This is a genomic window from Actinoplanes sp. NPDC049118 (genome assembly GCF_040648555.1).
Classification (GTDB): Bacteria; Actinomycetota; Actinomycetes; order Mycobacteriales; family Micromonosporaceae; genus Actinoplanes.
This window is the reverse complement of the sequence record NZ_JBEZDY010000004.1, coordinates 67,570-84,867: the sequence shown is the minus strand read 5'-3', so window position 1 is coordinate 84,867 and position 17,298 is coordinate 67,570. Positions and strand designations below refer to the sequence as shown.

At 71.7% G+C, this 17,298-nt stretch carries 13 protein-coding genes; 4 read left to right on the top strand and 9 right to left on the bottom strand.

Annotated features, from left to right (window positions below; translation table 11 throughout):
• The first annotated feature begins 2 nt into the window (after nt 1-2).
• Nucleotides 3-464 (top strand): gamma-glutamylcyclotransferase, encoded by a 462-nt coding sequence (locus AB0B58_RS07200; protein ID WP_184989096.1) that lies wholly within the window; start codon nt 3-5, stop codon nt 462-464.
• Here the strand turns inward: AB0B58_RS07200 and AB0B58_RS07195 are convergent.
• From AB0B58_RS07195 to AB0B58_RS07180, 4 genes are read right to left on the bottom strand one after another with little or no spacing between them, the layout of a single operon-like run.
• Entirely contained in the window at nt 410-1,414 is a 1,005-nt protein-coding gene (locus AB0B58_RS07195) for a GNAT family N-acetyltransferase (RefSeq protein ID WP_360218953.1), read from the bottom strand. The two genes, AB0B58_RS07200 and AB0B58_RS07195, sit on opposite strands and share 55 nt — an antisense overlap.
• 41 nt (nt 1,415-1,455) lie before the next feature.
• Nucleotides 1,456-2,193, bottom strand: a complete 738-nt coding sequence (locus AB0B58_RS07190; protein ID WP_360218950.1) for an SCO6745 family protein — start codon at nt 2,191-2,193, stop codon at nt 1,456-1,458.
• Nucleotides 2,194-2,233: 40 nt separating this feature from the next.
• Nucleotides 2,234-3,145, bottom strand: coding sequence for a hypothetical protein (locus tag AB0B58_RS07185; RefSeq protein ID WP_360218947.1), 912 nt, complete (start codon nt 3,143-3,145; stop codon nt 2,234-2,236).
• A 1-nt stretch (nt 3,146) separates the two neighbouring features.
• Entirely contained in the window at nt 3,147-3,782 is a 636-nt protein-coding gene (locus AB0B58_RS07180) for an MBL fold metallo-hydrolase (RefSeq protein WP_360218944.1), read from the bottom strand.
• Nucleotides 3,783-3,942: 160 nt separating this feature from the next.
• Here AB0B58_RS07180 and AB0B58_RS07175 point away from each other — a divergent pair, with 160 nt between their 5' ends.
• The gene (locus AB0B58_RS07175; RefSeq protein ID WP_360218941.1) at nt 3,943-4,935 is read left to right on the top strand and encodes a DUF4349 domain-containing protein; all 993 of its coding nucleotides are present in this window, start codon (nt 3,943-3,945) and stop codon (nt 4,933-4,935) included.
• 167 nt (nt 4,936-5,102) lie between these two features.
• Here the strand turns inward: AB0B58_RS07175 and AB0B58_RS07170 are convergent, their stop codons facing one another.
• Nucleotides 5,103-6,362: an amidohydrolase gene (locus tag AB0B58_RS07170; protein ID WP_360218938.1), complete on the bottom strand. Its 1,260-nt coding sequence runs from the start codon at nt 6,360-6,362 to the stop codon at nt 5,103-5,105.
• 225 nt (nt 6,363-6,587) lie between these two features.
• A complete protein-coding gene (locus AB0B58_RS07165; protein WP_360218935.1) occupies nt 6,588-8,159 on the bottom strand; it encodes a methylmalonyl-CoA mutase family protein in 1,572 nt (523 codons plus the stop codon).
• Between the two features lie 206 nt (nt 8,160-8,365).
• On the opposite strand from AB0B58_RS07165, the gene AB0B58_RS07160 reads away from it, so the two are divergent.
• Together AB0B58_RS07160 and AB0B58_RS07155 are read left to right on the top strand one after the other, a co-directional pair.
• Nucleotides 8,366-10,324 carry a serine/threonine-protein kinase gene (locus AB0B58_RS07160; RefSeq protein WP_360218932.1) on the top strand — a complete coding sequence of 653 codons (1,959 nt, stop codon included), beginning with the start codon at nt 8,366-8,368 and terminating at the stop codon, nt 10,322-10,324.
• A gap of 27 nt (nt 10,325-10,351) precedes the next feature.
• Nucleotides 10,352-12,001: a phospho-sugar mutase gene (locus AB0B58_RS07155; protein WP_360218929.1), complete on the top strand. Its 1,650-nt coding sequence runs from the start codon at nt 10,352-10,354 to the stop codon at nt 11,999-12,001.
• Nucleotides 12,002-12,041: 40 nt separating this feature from the next.
• Here the strand turns inward: AB0B58_RS07155 and AB0B58_RS07150 are convergent, their stop codons facing one another.
• Genes AB0B58_RS07150 through AB0B58_RS07140 form a run of 3 tightly spaced genes read right to left on the bottom strand, consistent with a single transcriptional unit; the run spans nt 12,042 to nt 17,243 of the window.
• Entirely contained in the window at nt 12,042-12,722 is a 681-nt protein-coding gene (locus AB0B58_RS07150) for a GPP34 family phosphoprotein (RefSeq protein WP_360218926.1), read from the bottom strand.
• 58 nt (nt 12,723-12,780) lie between these two features.
• On the bottom strand, nt 12,781-13,752 hold the full coding sequence (locus AB0B58_RS07145) for a GT-D fold domain-containing glycosyltransferase (RefSeq protein WP_360218923.1): 972 nt from the start codon (nt 13,750-13,752) through the stop codon (nt 12,781-12,783).
• Nucleotides 13,749-17,243: a bifunctional glycosyltransferase family 2 protein/CDP-glycerol:glycerophosphate glycerophosphotransferase gene (locus tag AB0B58_RS07140; RefSeq protein ID WP_360218920.1), complete on the bottom strand. Its 3,495-nt coding sequence runs from the start codon at nt 17,241-17,243 to the stop codon at nt 13,749-13,751. The genes AB0B58_RS07145 and AB0B58_RS07140 overlap by 4 nt, the downstream gene beginning before the upstream one ends.
• Nucleotides 17,244-17,298: the final 55 nt, after the last annotated feature.

Sequence of the window (17,298 nt, the reverse complement as noted above, 5' to 3'; positions counted from 1 at the left end):
CCGTGGGTCACTACGCCGCGTACGGCTCAAACCTCGATCCGGCCCGCATGCGGGCCTACTGCCCGCACTCGCCCATGGTCGGTGTCGGGTGGGTGGAGGGCTGGCGCCTGACCTTTGCCGGCGAGGGCGACATGGGCTGGGAGGGCGCGGTCACCACGATCGTGGAGTCTCCCGGCGACCGGGTCTTCGTCTCGCTCTACGACGTGCACCCGTGGGACGCCGCGCAGCTCGACGAGGTCGAGGGCGTGACCGCGGGTGCCTATCAGAAGCTCACCGTGCGTGTATCCACGCTCGAGGGCGAGTTCAGCGCCTGGGTCTACGTCTTCGACGGCTACGAGGGCGGCATGCCGACGGCCTGGTACCTGTCCGAGATCGCGAACGCGGCCGAGAAGGCCGGCGCGCCCGACGACTACGTCGCCGAGCTGCGGGGGCGCCCGACCCGGACGTCGTCGCCCGAGGTCTGAACCGTCCGCTGGTAGATGTTCGCCTCGTACAGCGGGCGCATGCCGACCGCGCGGTAGAGCCGGGCGGCCCGCGTCGGGTTCGCCAGGTCGACACCGAGGCCGGCCGTCGCCCGGCCCTTGGCCGCATAGACGGCGAAGGCCCGGCGCAGCAGCGCCTCGCCGACACCCCGCCGGCGGTACGGCCGGAGCACCGCCAGCGACCGCACCCATCCGGCATCGTCCTCGGCACCGCTGTCGGACGACTGGAGCACCCCGGCCCACTCGCCGTCGACCTCCCCGACGAACCACTCGTCCCAGGCGATGCTCGACTCGGCCGCGCACCGGCGCCACCAGGTCTCGTAGTCCGCCGCCCGGTGGTCGCTGTCGCGGAACGCCTCCTCGATGGTGGCGTGGAACCGGCGCAGCTCGGCCTCGTCGTCGTGGCGCAGCGGCCGGACCGTGACTCCGGGTGGCGGCTCGGGCGCCGTGACCGGCACGCCCGCCAGCGACATCGTCATGCGCGCGTGCTGCTTGATGAAGGCGAACCCGGCCTCGGTCAGCGCCGCGATCCACTCCTTCTCGGTGGGGATCGCGCCCGCCCGGACCGTGTAGTCCTCGTGGCCGAACTCCCGGCCGCGCTCCACCACCCGGTCGAGCAGCAGGGCCAGCAGCCACCGCAGGGCCGGCTCACCGCGCTGCGGCCACGCGTAGACCTCGATGAACTCACGGTCGCCGCCGGTGGCGTTGCCGGGGTAGGCCCAGCCCACGATCTCGCCGGCGGCGTCGAGGGCCACGAGGCAGTCCCGGGCCGGGTCGGTGCGCGGCGCGGTGAGCGCCTCCCGCACCTCCTCGGCCGTGAAGTCGGGCTCGCCGACGGCGGCGATGTCGCTCGCGTGCACGAGCCGCAGGAGCTCGGGCGCGTCTTGCAGCGTTGGGCGGCGGGTGCGCCAGCCCGCGGGCAGTCCGGTCACACCGGCATCTGAGCACATGACGACGTCCCCGCCAACCGAAATCAGCGGCTGAGCCGGTGCGACAGCGACTCCAGCAGCCCGCAGAGCTCGATCCGCTCGGCCCGGTCGAGCTGGCCGTACGCCTGCCCCGCCAGCGAGTCCGCCACGGACTCGGCCCACATGAGACGGCGCACTATCGGCCCCGGCGACGGGTAGGGCGGCTGCCAGCCGAAAGCCACCGCGTCCGTCTCGCCGTCCGGGCCCGCGATGATCGCCTGCAACGGGGTGAGCCCGCTGGCCCGGACCGCCACCACGTGGACGCCGAGCCGGTGCTCGTGCAGCAGGTGCAGCATGACCGCGGCCTGCGCGCCGGGCGCGGTCTCGGGCACCGGCATCGCGCGCCACGCGGCGAACAGCGGCAGCCCGGCGGCGTCCACGGCGGACACGACCCGCTTCGACAGGTCCAGCAGCCGGTTCAGCCGGGGGAAGCCGCCCAGCTCGGCAACGCCCCACCGGCACAGCTCGTGCAGATGCCAGGTGGCCACCTCGACCGGCGGGGTCGTCTTGGCCGCGGCCTCCCAGCCGTCGGTCACGGCGTCGGGCGCGATGAAGCCGATCGCCGCGGCGACCGTCTCCGGGCGCACGTCGCCGAGCGCACCCGCGCGCGCCGACACGTGGTAGGCCCACCCGGACAACCCCATCAACCGCGCGCGGCGCAGTGTCTGCGGAGACTCGGCGAACGCCCCGACGAGGTTGGCGAGTCCCGGCTTGGCGTTGGCGGCTGCCTGTTCGGGGGTCACGCGCCCGATTCTGCTCTCCCTGACCGGTTCAGGAAACCGGCTAATGATCCGGTTCATCGGCATCGAGATCCTCGATCGCCGCCTCGACATCGCCGACCTGACGCCGCGCGGCCGATGCATCACGCTCCGCCGAACGTCGCGCCAGCTTGCGCCGCGACAGCTCGGCCTGTGCCACGATCCGCTGCCGTTCGAGCTCGGCGAGCTGCTCCTCGATCTCGTCCACCGCGTGGCCTGCGTCACGCTCCGCCGCCTCGGCCCGTTCGAGACGGGTGCGCGCCCTCGTGTCCGCCGCGCGCGCCGCGGTCAGTTCCCGCTCGAGCTCGCGCCGCCGTTCGGCCCGTTCCTGCCGGGCCTTCCCCGCTGCCCGCCGCTTCCGCTCGTCCGCGATGGACGAGACCGGCTCGGCCTCCTCGGCCGCCGGCTCAGGCGGATCCTCCGCCGTGACCAGCCGCAGCCGGGGGCGGGGCACCTCGCCGAAGCCGGCGTACGTCACCGCGCGCACCAGTCGTCCACCGCGGACCTGCTCGGCGATCTCCGGCTCGGCCAGCGCCGCGGTCAGCGTCGCCTCCACCTCGGCCATCGGCAGCTTCACCGTGCGCAGCGCCGGATCGTCCTCGACGGCCAGCCGCTGCGCGGCGTTGACCAGAGCGGACACCACTCGACGGCGCTGGGTGGACAGCTCACGCAGCTTCTCGCCGTGCAGGCCGCGCTGTGCCGAGCGCAGCGCGGTGGCGAGCTCGACCAGTTCGTCGATCAGCTCCGGCCGGCGCAGGGCGAGCAGGTTGACCAGCCAGGCCGCCACGGTCGGCTTGCGCAGCGCGGCAAGGCGTTTCGCCGTCTCCTTGTCGCCGGCCCGCCGCGCCTCGGCCACCGCCGCGGCCCGGCCCGCGACGAACCCGTCCGGCGGCGCCTCATAGAGCGCCCGGATCAGCTCCTCGGTGCTGGCCGGCACGTCAGTCGAGGGTCGTGCCCGGCGCGACGTGCGCGTACCTGGTGCCGCCCAGCCGCTCCAGGTGCCCGTCGGAGATCTGCGCGCCGGTGCCGGTGAGCAGGTGGTCGTGCAGCGCGAAGGCCCGGTCCGGCCGGACCGCGCGAACGAAGTCGATCGCCTCGCTCAGCTTCATCCAGGGCGCGTTCAGCGGCACGAAGAGGGTGTCGACGTGCTCGTCGGGCACCGTGAACGAGTCGCCAGGCGTGTAGACCGAGCCGGTGCCGTCGGAGATCAGGTAGCCCAGGTTGGCGATCCGCGGTATGTCCGGATGGATGACCGCGTGCTGACCGCCGTACGCGCGGACGCTGAGGCCCGCCGCCGTGAACTCCGTTCCGGGCTCCACGGCCGTGACCACGTCGGCGAACGCGGTCAGCTTGGGCAGCACCTGCGGATGGGCGTACACCCGCAGGCCGGGGCGCTGGGCGAGCGCATCGGCCAGCCCCTCGATGTCCAGGTGGTCGAAGTGCTCGTGCGTTATCAGCACCGCGTCCGCCCCGGCAAGGGCGGACCGTTCGCTGAACGCGCCCGGATCGACGACGAGGACGGCGCCGCCGTCTTCGATGCGTAGGCAGGAATGCGTGAACTTCGTGACGCGCACGGGACCCCTCCGGTGCCGAATCGTGACCGCTCACCCCGCAGTCTGCCGGAACCGGCGCAGGCGCGCCGCGCGTCCCAGGGTGCAGCGCTCAACCGGCATCGGAGGATCCATGCGTGCAGGACGAAAGATAACGGCGGCCATAGGTGCCGCCGGACTGGCCTTGACACTCGCGCTGGCGGGTTGTGGCGGCGACGGCGCGGACGACGCGCAGTCTTCCTCCGCGGGCGGCGCGCCCGACCTCGCCGGGCCCGCGGCCGAGGCTCCCGCGGCCGCGCAGGGGCAGGACAGCGCCGAGCAGGGCAAGGACACGACGGCGCAGGCACCGAACCTGAGCGTCGACCAACGGTCGATCATCTACACCGGCTCGATCACCGTACGCGTCGACGACGTGAACATCGCCGCGGCGAGAGCGTCCGGCATCGCCACGGCGTCGGGTGGCTTCATCGGCGGCGACAAGCGCAACAGCGGCACCGGCTCGTCGGACGCCACCCTGGAGTTGCGCATTCCGGCGGCGAAGTTCTCCGCCGTGGTGAACCAGCTCGCGGAGCTGGGCGTCGAGGAGCAGCGCGGCATCAACACCGAGGACGTCACCGAGCAGACCATCGACCTGAACGCCCGCATCGCCACCCAGCAGGCCCGGGTGGACAGCGGCCGCAAGCTGCTCGCACAGGCGAACTCCCTGAGCGACCTGGTGATGCTGGAGCGCGAGGTGGCCACGCGCGAGGCGGACCTGGCGTCGCTGCAGGCGAAGAAGCGCCACCTGGCCGACCTGACGGCCCTGTCGACGATCACCGTGATCCTGCTCGACCCGGAGGCGGCGGCGAAGCAGGCGGAGGACGGCCCGCCCGGCTTCCTCGCGGGCCTGGAGAACGGCTGGAAGGGCCTGCTTGCCTCGCTGGCCGTACTGCTGACCGTTCTCGGCTGGCTGCTGCCCTGGGCGCTCGCCATCGGGCTGCCGGCCTGGGCGATCCTGCTGGCCTACCGGCGCTACCGCCGTTCACACCCGGCCGTGCCCGCCTACGCGACGCACGGCCCGCTACCGGGGTACCCGGTCTACCCGGCGCACCCCCAGTCGGCGCCCACGGCACCGCAGTCGGCGCCCCCGGCTCCCCCGGCCTCGCCGGACCCGACGGACGAGGAGGACTCGAAGTAGCCGCCGGCCCTGTCGCTTCACGCCGAAGCGGCAGGGCCCTGTTCTGTCGGCGCGCAGCGGCGACGAGCGCGACCACTCACGCACCCGGAAGGGAGCGGAGCGACCGGGGCCCGCGGGAGCGACGGCCGGTGCCATGCACGACCGTGGCAAAAAGGCTCTTGACCGGCTTAAAAGGCCCCGGTCGACAGGGCGGCGAGCGCGGTGTGCACCATCACCCGCACCCCGTAGCCGATGCACCTCTCGTCGACGTCGAAGTTCGACTGGTGGAGATCGGCGTGCACGTCCTGGCCCGGCGACCCGGTCCCGAGCCGGATCATCGCGCCCGGCACGTCCTCCAGGTAGAAGGCGAAGTCCTCGCCGCCCATGCTGATCTCGGCCTCGACGACCCGGTCGGGGCCGAGCGCCGCACCGGCCGCGCCCGCGATCACCGCCGCCGCCATCCGGTCGTTGATCACCGGCGGGACGCCGCGGTTGTACTTGACCTCGACCTCGGCGCCGGTCGCGGCGACCACGTCGTGGATCAGCTTGGTGATCAGCTCGGGGGCCTCGCGCCAGGCCTCGCGGTTGAGGATGCGGACGGTGCCGAGCACCGAGCCCTCGCCGGGGATCGCGTTGAACGCCTGCCCGGCCCGCACCGCACCCCAGACCATCGAGACGCCGGCGCGCGGGTCGACCCGGCGGTCGAGCAGGGCGGGCACGTCGACGATGACCCGGCCCAGCGCGTGCACCAGGTCGGCCGTCAGATGCGGGCGGGCGGTGTGCCCGCCGGGGCCGCTGAGGCACACCTCGACGGTGTCGGCCGCGGCCGTGAACGGGCCCGAGCGAACCCCGACCAGGCCGGCCGGCAGCTGGGGGTAGCAGTGCAGCGCGTAGATCGCCGCGACGTCCTTGAGCGCGCCGGACGCGATGACCTCGGGCGCGCCGGACGGGACGCACTCCTCGGCGGGCTGGAAGATCAGCCGGACCCGGCCGGGGAGCTCGCCCTGCTCGTTCAGCTGGGCCAGGGCGAGGCCGAGGCCGAGCAGCACGGTCGTGTGCACGTCGTGACCGCAGGCGTGCGCGACCCGCTCGACCGTCGAGCGGTACGGCACGTCCTTGGTGTCCTGCAGCGGCAGCGCGTCCAGGTCGGCGCGGAACGCGATCACCCGGTCGCCCTCGCCGATGTCGCAGATCAGGCCGTTGCCCTTGGGCAGCAGCTGCGGGCTCAGGCCGGCGACGGCGAGCTCGCGGGCGACCAGCGCGGCGGTCTCGAACTCCGCGTGCGAAGGCTCCGGGTGCGCGTGGATGTGCCGCCGGATCGCTACCAGCTCGGCGCCCCGGGAGGCGAGCCAGCGGTCGAGCTGGCCGGGCAGGGGGTCGGCGCCGGGAGGCGGGCCCGGGAACGGCCCCAGCTGGGAGCTGTCGGGCACGGTCAATGCACTCGTCACGTCGGAATCTCTATCGCTCTCGTCAACTGAACCGGTTTCCGCAACGCGCGACAGCTTAGACCTCATTAGGTGACGCTGTGCAACGCCATTCCCGCAATGATCAACCCTCGCCGTGTCACTAAAGCCCTGATAAGGGCCTTTTGCGGGCGGCATCAGTTCACCATCTCCTACAACGGGTAACGAAACGCGAAGGAAACGCGGTTCAGGGCCGGCCGGAGACCTCGATCAGAAGTGTTCCACCGGGTGATACACGCCCCACACGTCGCGAAGTGTGCGGCACACCTCGCCCACGGTGGCACGCAGCCGCAAGGCGGCCCGCATCGGGGGCAGGACGTTCTCTGTGCCCTGTGCCGCCTTCCGCAAATCCTCGAGTGCCGCCTCGACGGCGGAGGAGTCGCGCTCGGCGCGCAGCCTTGCCAGGCGGCCGGCCTGATCCGCCTCGATCGCGGGGTCGACCCGCAGCGGCTCGTACTTCTCTTCCTCGTCGATGCCATACCGGTTTACGCCGACGACGACCCGTTCCCCGCTGTCGATCTGCTGAGAGATCTTGTACGCCGAGGTCTCGATCTCCTGCTTCTGGAAGCCCTGCTCGATCGCCTCGACGGACGAGCCGAAGCTGAAGACCCGCTCGATAAGCGCGGTCGCGGCGGCCTCGACCTCGTCGGTCATGGCCTCGATGACGTACGAGCCGGCGAACGGGTCGACGGTGTCCACCAGGCCGCTCTCGTAGGCGAGCACCTGCTGGGTGCGCAGGGCGAGCCGGGCCGACTTCTGCGTCGGCAGCGCGATGGCCTCGTCGTAGGCGTTGGTGTGCAGCGACTGGGTGCCGCCGGCGACCGCGCCCAGCGCCTGCACGGCGACCCGGACCAGGTTGACCTCCGGCTGCTGCGCGGTGAGCTGCACGCCGGCGGTCTGGGTGTGGAACCGCAGCATCAGCGACTTCGGGTTCTTCGCGCCGAAGTCGTCGCGCATGATCCGGGCCCACATCCGCCGGGCCGCGCGGAACTTGGCGATCTCCTCGAGCAGCGTGGTGCGTGCGACGAAGAAGAACGAGAGCCGGGGTGCGAAGTCGTCGACGGCGAGCCCGGCCGCGATCGCGGCGCGCACGTACTCGATGCCGTTGGCCAGCGTGAACGCGATCTCCTGCGCGGGCGTCGCACCGGCCTCCGCCATGTGGTAGCCGGAGATCGAGATGGTGTTCCACTTCGGGATCTCGGCGCGGCAGTACGCGAAGGTGTCGGCGACCAGGCGCAGCGACGGCTTCGGCGGGAAGATGTACGTCCCGCGGGCGATGTACTCCTTCAGGATGTCGTTCTGGATCGTGCCGGTCAGCGCGGAGCCGGGCACGCCCTGCTCCTCGGCGACGAGCTGGTAGAGCAGCAGCAGCAGCGAGCCGGGCGCGTTGATCGTCATCGACGTGGAGACCTTGTCGAGCGGGATGCCGTCGAAGAGCTGCCGCATGTCGTCGATCGAGTCGATGGCCACGCCGACCTTGCCGACCTCGCCGTGCGCGATGGGGTCGTCGGAGTCGTAGCCCATCTGGGTCGGCAGGTCGAAGGCGACGGAGAGGCCCATCGTCCCGGCCGCCAGCAGCTGGTGGTAGCGGGCGTTGGACTCGGCCGCGGTGCCGAAGCCCGCGTACTGCCGCATCGTCCACGGGCGCTGGGTGTACATCGTCGGGTAGACGCCCCGGGTGTACGGGTACTGCCCGGGCTCGCCGAGCCTCCGGTCGACGTCGGGCGCCACGTCACCGCTGCCGTAGACCGGCTTGATCTCGAACCCGGATTCTGCGTTCACAATGGCGATCCTAAAGCAGCGTTAAGCACGCGCGCGTGAGGTATTTTGCACTCTCCGTCCGAAAAGTTCCACCCTGTGCGACAGGACGGCTACCCACGGTCGAGTTCTGGATAACACCCCCTCGGCGACTTTCCGAAAAGGGGTGGGAACCGGCAAGATAGCCTGGTTGGCCGACAGCCCCCCTACCCCCTTCGGTGGCATCTCACGTGACTCAGATTCCGACCTGGAGCGGTGGCAACTCTGCTCCGACCAGCGGACGCGCGGCCCCGGGCACGCTCATCGGCGGGCGCTACACGCTGCGCGCCGCGGTCGGCCATGGCGGCATGGGCACGGTCTGGCGGGCCGCGGACACGCTGCTGCGCCGCGATGTGGCCATCAAGGAGGTCATCCTCCCGCCCGGCCTGGCACCCACCGACCGCGACTCGATGTATGAGCGGACGATGCGCGAGGCGCGGGCCGCCGCCGCCCTGCAGCACCCGGCGGTCGTGCAGGTCTACGACGTGGTGCACGAGAACGGCCGCCCGTGGATCGTCATGGAGCTGCTCGAGGCGCGCAGCCTCGCCGACATGGTCATCGAGGACGGCCCGGTCGCGCCCCGCGTGGTTGCGAAGATCGGCATCGCGCTGCTCGGCGCGCTCGAGGTGGCGCACGCGCACGGCGTGCTGCACCGCGACGTCAAGCCCGCCAACGTCCTGATCTGCACCGACGGCCGCTGCGTGCTCACCGACTTCGGTGTCGCCCGGATGCCGACCGACGTTCAGCTGACCACGCCCGGCATGGTGCTGGGCTCGCCGCACTTCATCTCGCCCGAGCGGGCGATGGGCAGCGAGTTCGGGCCGCCCAGCGACCTGTTCTCGCTCGGCGTCACGCTCTACACCGCGATCGAGGGCCGCCCGCCGTTCGACAAGGGCGACCCGATCGAGACGATGCACGCCGTCGTCGAGGACCCGCCGACCCCGGCGGTGCGCGCGGGCTCGCTGACCCCGGTGCTGATGGGGCTCCTGGAGAAGGACCCGGCCCGGCGCTTCGACGTGCAGAACGCGCGGACGATGCTGCGCCAGCAGCTGGCCGGCCCGCTGGCCAGCAAGGCACCGCCGCACATGATGACGGACCCCTACTCGGTGGTCCCGTCGCAGCGCCCGCCGGCGGCCGAGACCCAGCCGATCCCCCCGCCGCAGCAGCCGAAGCCGTCCGGCCAGATCGGCGGCCGGGCCATGCTCGCGCCCGGCGAGTCGCTGACCGGGCGCCTGTCCAAGCTCAAGCAGGGCGGCACCGGCGGTGGCCGGCGCCGCGCACCCGAGGCGGAGCCCGCGGACACGCCGACCGGCGCCTACCCACCGCCGCCCGGCCTCGACAACAACCGGACCAGCGTCATCCCGCCGCCGGGCGCCTCGGAGAGCGACGCGACAAGCGTGCTGCCGCCTCGGCGGCAGTGGGACGGCGCCCGCGCGGCCCGCGATCCGATGCCCGGCACGGTCGTGACGAGCCCGGCCGCGAAGCGCCGCGCCATGATCGACAACGCGGTCGTCACCGTCCGCGAGACCACCGCGAAGGCCGTCGCCACCGCGAAGGGCTGGCCGCGCCGCACCCAGCTGGCCGCCGGTGGCGGCGCGCTGGCCGTGCTCGTGGTGCTGGTGCTGGTGTTCTCGCTGGCCGGCGGCGGCGACCCGGCACCCCCGCCCGACCAGCCGGCGACCGGCGACCAGGTCGTGCCGGCATCGCTCGCGACCCAGGACTACAAGGGCGACAAGGCCGTCACGGTCAAGGTTCCGAAGGGCTGGACCCGCGCCGCGACCGGCAACTGGGTGGACTACGCCGACCCGGACGACAAGTCGACAAAGGTCCGGATCCTGATCGAGCCGGGTTCCATCGCGCCCCGCAAGTTCGTCGAGACCACGGCGCCGGGCACGCTGAAGAAGTCGAAGGCCTGCGCGAAGCCGTTCAACCACCTCGGCGCGACCGACGTCGAGATCTCCGGGCTCCCGGCCGCCCAGTTCGAGTACACGTGCGGCGAGGGCGACGGCATGCGGCACGGCATCTGGCGGCAGACCACCACCGACGGCAAGATGTACTCCTTCTACCTCACCACCACCGAGGCACAGTTCGCCGACCGCCGCCAGTACTTCGACGAGATGGCCAAGACCTTCACCCTCAAGGCAGGCTGACCCGGCTCGCCGTGCTATCCACTGAGCATGGCAACTGACGACCTTCGCAGGCTGGCCGAGACCTGGCTCGCCGACGATCCCGACCCGGCCGCGCGCGACGAGATCCGGGAACTGCTCTCCCGGCTACCCGGCAGCGCGGATGAGCTCGCCGACCGGTTCGCCGGCCCGCTGACCTTCGGGACGGCCGGCCTGCGCGGCCGGCTGCGCGCCGGGCCGAACGGCATGAACCTCGCGGTCGTCACCCGGGCGGCCACCGGCCTGGTCGGCTGGCTGGGCGCGCAGGGCGGCCAGGGGCCGCTCATCATCGGGTACGACGCCCGCCACGGCTCACGGGAGTTCGCAGAGCAGACCGCGCGGGTGGCCACCGGCGCCGGGCGGGCGGCGCTGCTGCTGCCCCGGCCGCTGCCGACGCCGGTGCTGGCGTACGCCGTGCGGGCCCTGGACGCGGTCGCCGGGGTCATGGTCACCGCCAGCCACAACCCGCCGCAGGACAACGGCTACAAGGTCTACCTGGGCGCGCAGCTCGGCGGGCCGGGCGGTGCCGGTGCGCAGATCGTCCCGCCGGCCGACACGGGCATCGAGGCCGCCATCCAGGCCGTCGGCTCGGTCGCCCGGGTACCGCTCGGCGAGCCCGGCACGGTCCTCGGCGAAGACATCGTCCAGGGGTACGTGGACAGCGCGGCCGCCGTGGTCGCGCCCGGCGCGCGCGACCTGAGGGTGGCCTACACGCCCCTGCACGGCGTCGGCGGCGAGGTGCTGGCGGCGGCGTTCGCCCGCGCGGGCTTCCCGGCACCCGGCGTGGTCGCCGAGCAGGCCGAGCCGGACCCGGAGTTCCCGACCGTCGCGTTCCCCAACCCGGAGGAGCCGGGCGCGATGGACCTGCTGCTCGCCCTCGCCTCGGCGCTGGACGCCGACCTGGCCATCGCCAGCGACCCCGACGCCGACCGCTGCGCCGTGGCCCTGCCGGGCGCGGAGCCGGGCAGCTGGCGCCCGCTCAGCGGCGACGAGCTCGGCATCCTGCTCGCCGACCACCTGATCCGCCGTGGCGCGGCCGGCACCTACGCCACCACGATCGTCTCGTCCACGCTGCTGCGCGCGCTCTGCGCCGCCCGCGGCGTGCCGTACGCCGAGACCCTGACCGGCTTCAAGTGGATCGTGCGCGGCGCCGAGAAGCTCGCGTACGGCTACGAGGAGGCGCTCGGCTACTGCGTGGCGCCCGACCTCGTACGCGACAAGGACGGCATCACGGCCGCGCTGACCGTGGCCGAGATGGCAGCCGCGCTCAAGGCCGACGGAAAGTCCCTCGCCGACCGGCTCGCCGACCTGGACACCGAGTTCGGCGTCCACCGCACCGGCCAGTTGTCGATGCGGGTGGAGGACCTCGGCGAGATCACTCGCGCGATGGCCCGGGTCCGCGCGAACCCGCCCCGGACGCTGCTCGGCGACGAGGTCACCGGAGTCGAGGACCGGCTGCCGGACGCCGACGTGCTGACCCTGCGGACGGCGCGGGCCCGCGTGGTGATCCGCCCGTCGGGCACCGAGCCGAAGCTCAAGGCGTACCTCGAGGTGGTGGAACCGGTCGCCGACGGCGACCTGGCCGCGGCCCGGCTCCGCGCCGAGGCCGCGCTGGACCGCGGGCTGCGCCCGGAGGTCGCCACCGCGCTCGGTCTGGACTGACGAGGGGCGGGTCCGGGGCCGCCCGGCCCCGGGACCGCCGTCAGGCCTTCGGGGCGCCCAGGGCCGCGGAGATCGCGCGGCCCAGGGTGGCCACGACGAGTGCGACGCTCGGGCGCACGATGGAGTCCTCGAGGTTCATGGTGCCGTAGAAGCCGGCGCCGCTGGCGATCTGCTCCAGCCGCTGGTGTGCCCGCGCCGCCTCCTCGGGCGGCAGGCGCAGGGCCGGCTCCATCCGGGCCGCGATGAGCAGGGTGGCCAGGGCCGCCGTCCGCTCGTCCGGCGGCGCGTCGGTGATCAGGGCCTCGGCCAGCCGCTTGCGGATCTCGGCCTCGAAAGCGGGGTCCGCCGTCGGGTAGCGGTGCACGTGGATGTGACCCATCTGGGTCTCGTCCACGTCGCGCACGACGCCGCGGGCGATCAGGTCCTGCAGGACCCGGTTGCGCAGGTTGTGCCGCAGCCGCTGTACCCACTGCGCCGGGGTGTGTGGCTCGTCCGCCGCGGCCTTGGCGAGCACCAGGTCCGCGATCGGCTCGCCGATCGGCGTGGGGTCGTTGACGACCAGGTTCCCGTTCACGTAGGCGATCCGGCCAGCCAGCGCAAGGTCCACCAGCACGGCCGCGGACATGCCGAGGTCGAGCCCGATGCGGGAACCGGTCGCCTTGCCGGTCTGGTCGTCGTACGCGAGGAGGAGGAGTTCCTCAGCGAGCGCGATGGAGGTCATGGCGAAAACGATAGTGGCCGGTGTCACCAGAGCAACGACCAGCCGTCTGGATAAACGGCTACTTCTTCACCACGCCCATTGCCTCGGGCCATTTGCCGCCCTCGAACACGTTCGCATAGCTCTCGCTGATGTGCCCGATGTCGATCGCCCAGCGGCCCGCCTGCGCCAGCTTCGCCGCCAGGAGGGTGCCCGTGGGGCCCAGCGCGATCAGGAACAGCTTGTCCGGATCAGCCGCCTCCAGCAGCGGCATCAGCCGCGGCAGGTCCGCGTACGCGTTGACCGGCTTCGAGTACACGAACTCGATCGACTTCGCGTTGTCGAACAGCGCCGGCTCGAGGACGAACCGCGAGCCCTCGCCGGTGACGATCACGATTTCCTTGGCGTCCCAGACGTCCCGCCACAGCTGCACGCCCTGGCGGCCGAGGTGGATGAAGTACTGCGGGCGGGAGACGTGCGCCATGCCCCAGGTGAGCGAGGTGTCCAGCAGCGGCTTCACCTCGGGCCAGATGTCCAGCCACACCCCGGTCCAGTGCACGTTGCGGAACGTGTACGGGAACGCGACCATCAGCTTGTCGCGGTCGTAGCCGTCCATCCGCAGCACCTGCCGCAGGTCACCGGCGAGCGCCGCCGACCAGGGCTGGAAACGCAGGTTGAACTCCGGCCGCAGCATGGTCTTGAGCTCGCCGTCGCCGAAGCGGGCCAGGCTGATCCGCTCCCGGGCGACCTTGCGCACGGTGTCCTCGAAGCCGAGCTGGCAGGCCTCGGTGAACTCGCGGATCTCGGCGAACGTCTCCCGGGCCGCCAGCGCCCGGAAGCCCTCGAGGTACTTGCGCTGCTCGCGCATCTCCCAGCGGATGTCCGTGAGCAGCTGGGTGGTGGACTTCTCGTGCTTGCGAACCTCGGCGGCCTGCTTCTTCGCCTCCGCCGACTGCTCCTTGAGGGCCTTCAGCAGGCGGGTCTCCGGCCGCGGGCTCCCGGCGATGCGGCGGCGGACCTTGTGCCATACCGTCGCCTTCGTCGGTTCGCTCATCTCGTTCTCTCCTGCTTTCCGGCGGCCAGCATGCCGTCGATCAGACGCCCGGTGGCGGCGCCGTCGTCAAGGTCGCAGCCCTTGGCCGCGAAGGCCGTGTATCGGTCGGTGTAGCGGGCGGCGACGGCGTCGATGTCCCGGATCGCAGCCACCACCTCCTCCGACGTCGAGAGCAGCGGGCCGGGGGCCTCCTGCTCGAAGTCGAAGTAGAACCCGCGAAGCTCGTCACGGTAGTGCGCGAGGTCGTACGTGAAGAACAGCATCGGGCGCCCGGTGTTGGCGAAGTCGAACATCACCGAGGAGTAGTCGGTGATCAACAGATCCGCCGCGGCAAGCAGGTCGGCCATGTCCGGGTACGTCGACATGTCGTAGACGAAGCCGTCGCCGTTGCCCGGGATCTCGTCGATGACGTTCGGGTGCCGGCGCACGAGAAGCGCGTGGTCGTCACCGAGCTTCTCCGCGGCGTCCACGATATCGATCTTCATGGAGATCTGGTAGCTGCCGGCGCTGTACTCGTCGTCGCGCCAGGTCGGCGCGTACAGCACGAGCTTGCGGCCCTCGGGGATCCCGGCCGCCTTCCGGACCCGCTCCTTGATCTCGTCCCGGTCCTTGAACAGCAGGTCGTTGCGGGGGTAACCGATCTCCATCAGCTCGCCGTCGTACTTGAAGGCGCGGCGCAGGATCGGCGTGCTGAAGGTGTTCGGCGAGACCAGGAAGCTCCAGTTCGGGGCCTCCAGCTCCAGCTTCTCCAGGTAGCGGCGGTCGGTGAACTGCACGTCCGCGATGTCGAAGCCGATCCGCTTGAGCGGCGTGCCGTGCCACGTCTGCACCACGACCTGGCCGGGGCGGCGCTCGAACCACTCCGGCAGGTGCTGGTTGGTGACGATGTAGCGGGAGGTGGCCAGCGACTCGTACCAGCGGCGGCTCCAGAGCGCGACCGGCTCGGCACTGTGCGGCAGGGGTGCCTGACCGTCGACCGTGACCCACTGGTGCTCCAGCTTGGCTCCGCGCGCGACCAGCTCCTCGTGCACCGCCCGCGGGCTGTCCGAGTACTGCCGGCCGGTGAAGCTGTTGTAGAGCACGACATCGCGCAGCGGCTGCGCGCGCAGCGCCGGATATTCCTTGTCGCGCAGCCGGGCCTGGTGGGCGCGGCCGCGTTCGTCGTCCTCGAGCGCCGGACGGACCCGCATCACGACCCGCTCGTCGGTCAGCCACTCGAGCGAGACCCGGGGCGCGTCCCCGGCCAGCGGCAGCGGCAGGCTCGCCATCGCCTCGGCGACGGCCGGCAACGGCTGCACCGGCCCGTTGCCGTCGCGGTACAGCACGTTCCACATGCCGGTCCGGACCCGGACGTGTGCGTCGAAGTTCGGCACCGCGATCGGGTCGACCTCGGCGTGCCAGGTGTCGCCGTCGACCTGCGCGGGGAAGGTCCAGGTCTCGCGCGCGTTGAACGGCCGCAGCACCAGCTTGAACTGATCGACCTGGCCGTGGATCCGGCCGGTGAACCGGAACTTGCGGTCCGCGGTGCTCACCCCGGTCAGCACCGGGCCGGTCGGCATGGTGACCAGCTGGGCCTCGCCGGAGAGCGCGGCGTGCACGTGAGCGCTGAGGACGCCGAGGTCGACCGGCTCCCAGGCGAAGTCGTCGGCGACACCGCAGGCGACCATCCCGCTGCGCTTGGTGCCGACCGCGAGGTCGATCCGGAACCGGTCGGTCGGCTCGGCGATTCGCAGCGGCTGGTAGGTGACACCGTCACGTTGCAGGTCACGCACCGGGATCCGGAAGCGGAACCGCTCGCCGTCGAGCTCGACGGGGTAGCGGCGCCAGGTCAGGCCCTCGATGCGGGACAGGGTCACGCTGGTGACCGGGGCGTCGCCATGCAGCCTGCCCTCGACCTCCAGGTGGTCGTCGCGCAGGCGTCCGCCGGTCAGCCGGGCCGGGACGCGCTCGACCCGGACCCGCAGCCGGCCCTGCTTGATGAACGGGGTGATCCGGACGTCGTCGCCGACGTCCAGGCCGGTGAGCTTGACCGGGTTGGCGGGCTGGCCCACCTCCAGCGAGCCCTTGCTCATCCGGCCCAGGCCGACGACGCCGGTCACCACGGTCCAGGTGCCGGTCTTCCAACCACCCTCGGGGGTACGCAGCCACTGCGGGTCGATGACGGCGTCGAAGCCGGACCAGTCGTAGTTGTTCTGCGGGGTGCCGTGGTCGGCGGTGGCGTCGGCGCAGCGCCGGGTGATCAGCGGCGTGCGCTTGGTACGCCGGCCCGAGCCCTCCTTCAGCCAGATGAGCCGGGACGTGCTCCACGGCCGCGGCGAGGACTGTCCGGGGATGAACGCGTGCCCGCGGATGTGCAGCTTGCCGTCGCGCCAGGAGACGTCGTGCACCTTGGTACGCGGCCGCGGCGTGCCGGCCGCGAACAGCTCGGGCGGCAGCTGCGGCAGCTTCTCGTGGTACAGGTCCATGTCGTGGTAGCGGCGCAGGCCCTTGCGGGCGATCCGGCGCTGCTTCTTCATGACCGGTACGAGCTCGATGACCTCGCGCAGCATCCGGTTGCGGATCAGGGTCCAAAGCACCCGCTGGTTCGCCGGCAGCTCGAGGATCGCCTCCGGGTCGATCGTGTCGAGGTACTCGTTGGTCCGCTCCATGAAGATCCGGCGGTACTCGTCGTCGACGGTCGGCAGCACCTTGGCGAAGATGAACAGGTCGCCGGTCAGCACGGACTCGTCGTAGAGCCGCTTGGTCGCGTGGTGGCCCGACTCGCCCAGCAGGCGGCTCACCTGCCAGCAGCCCTCCAGCCGGTCGATGAAGTTCTTGAGCTCCTCGCGGCGCTGGGTGATCGACTTGTCGTCGCCCTCGCGCTCGCGCCAGTAGTAGATCGGTGCGTCGATGACGTCGACGCTCTTGGCGAGCACGTGCAGGGGGACGGTGACCGGGGTGTCCTCGTACAGCACGCCCTCGGGGAAGCGCAGGCCCTGCGCGTCCCAGAAGGTCCGGCGGTAGACCTTGTTCCACGCCGTGCGGTCGCCGAGCAGCACCGGCTGCTGGTCGACGTGGGTGCGCAGCTTGGTGTTGTTGAAGATGTCGCGGTGCATGCCGGACTGGATCAGGCCCTTGCTGCTGAGCCGCATCACGTTGCCGCAGGCGAAGTCCGAGCCGGTCTTCTCGAGGATGCCGACGAGCAGCTCCGCGGTGTACGCCGGCAGCGCGTCGTCGCTGTCCATGAACATCAGGTAGTCGCCGGTGATGTGCTCCAGGCCGGTGTTCCGCGCCGCGCCGAGGCCCGCGTTCGCCTTGTGCACCACCTTGAACCGGGGGTCCTTGGCCGCGAACCGCTCGGCGATGTCACCGCTCGAGTCCTTCGAACCGTCGTTGACCAGGATTACTTCCAGCTGATCACGGGTCTGCGCGGCGATGGACTCAAGGCACTCGTCGAGGTACGGCGCCACGTTGTAGATGGGCACCACGATGCTCAGCACGGAACTCGCCATTCCAGCAGGATAGGGGGCCGCTACACCCGCTACACAGACACCGTCTACGTGAGTG

Coding starts and splice junctions, on each gene's coding strand:
- AB0B58_RS07150 (WP_360218926.1), bottom strand. CDS start 12,722: ATGACCTCCATCGCGCTCGCTGAGGAACTCCTCCTCCTCGCGTACGAC.
- AB0B58_RS07145 (WP_360218923.1), bottom strand. CDS start 13,752: ATGAGCGAACCGACGAAGGCGACGGTATGGCACAAGGTCCGCCGCCGC.
- AB0B58_RS07140 (WP_360218920.1), bottom strand. CDS start 17,243: ATGGCGAGTTCCGTGCTGAGCATCGTGGTGCCCATCTACAACGTGGCG.
- AB0B58_RS07155 (WP_360218929.1), top strand. CDS start 10,352: ATGGCAACTGACGACCTTCGCAGGCTGGCCGAGACCTGGCTCGCCGAC.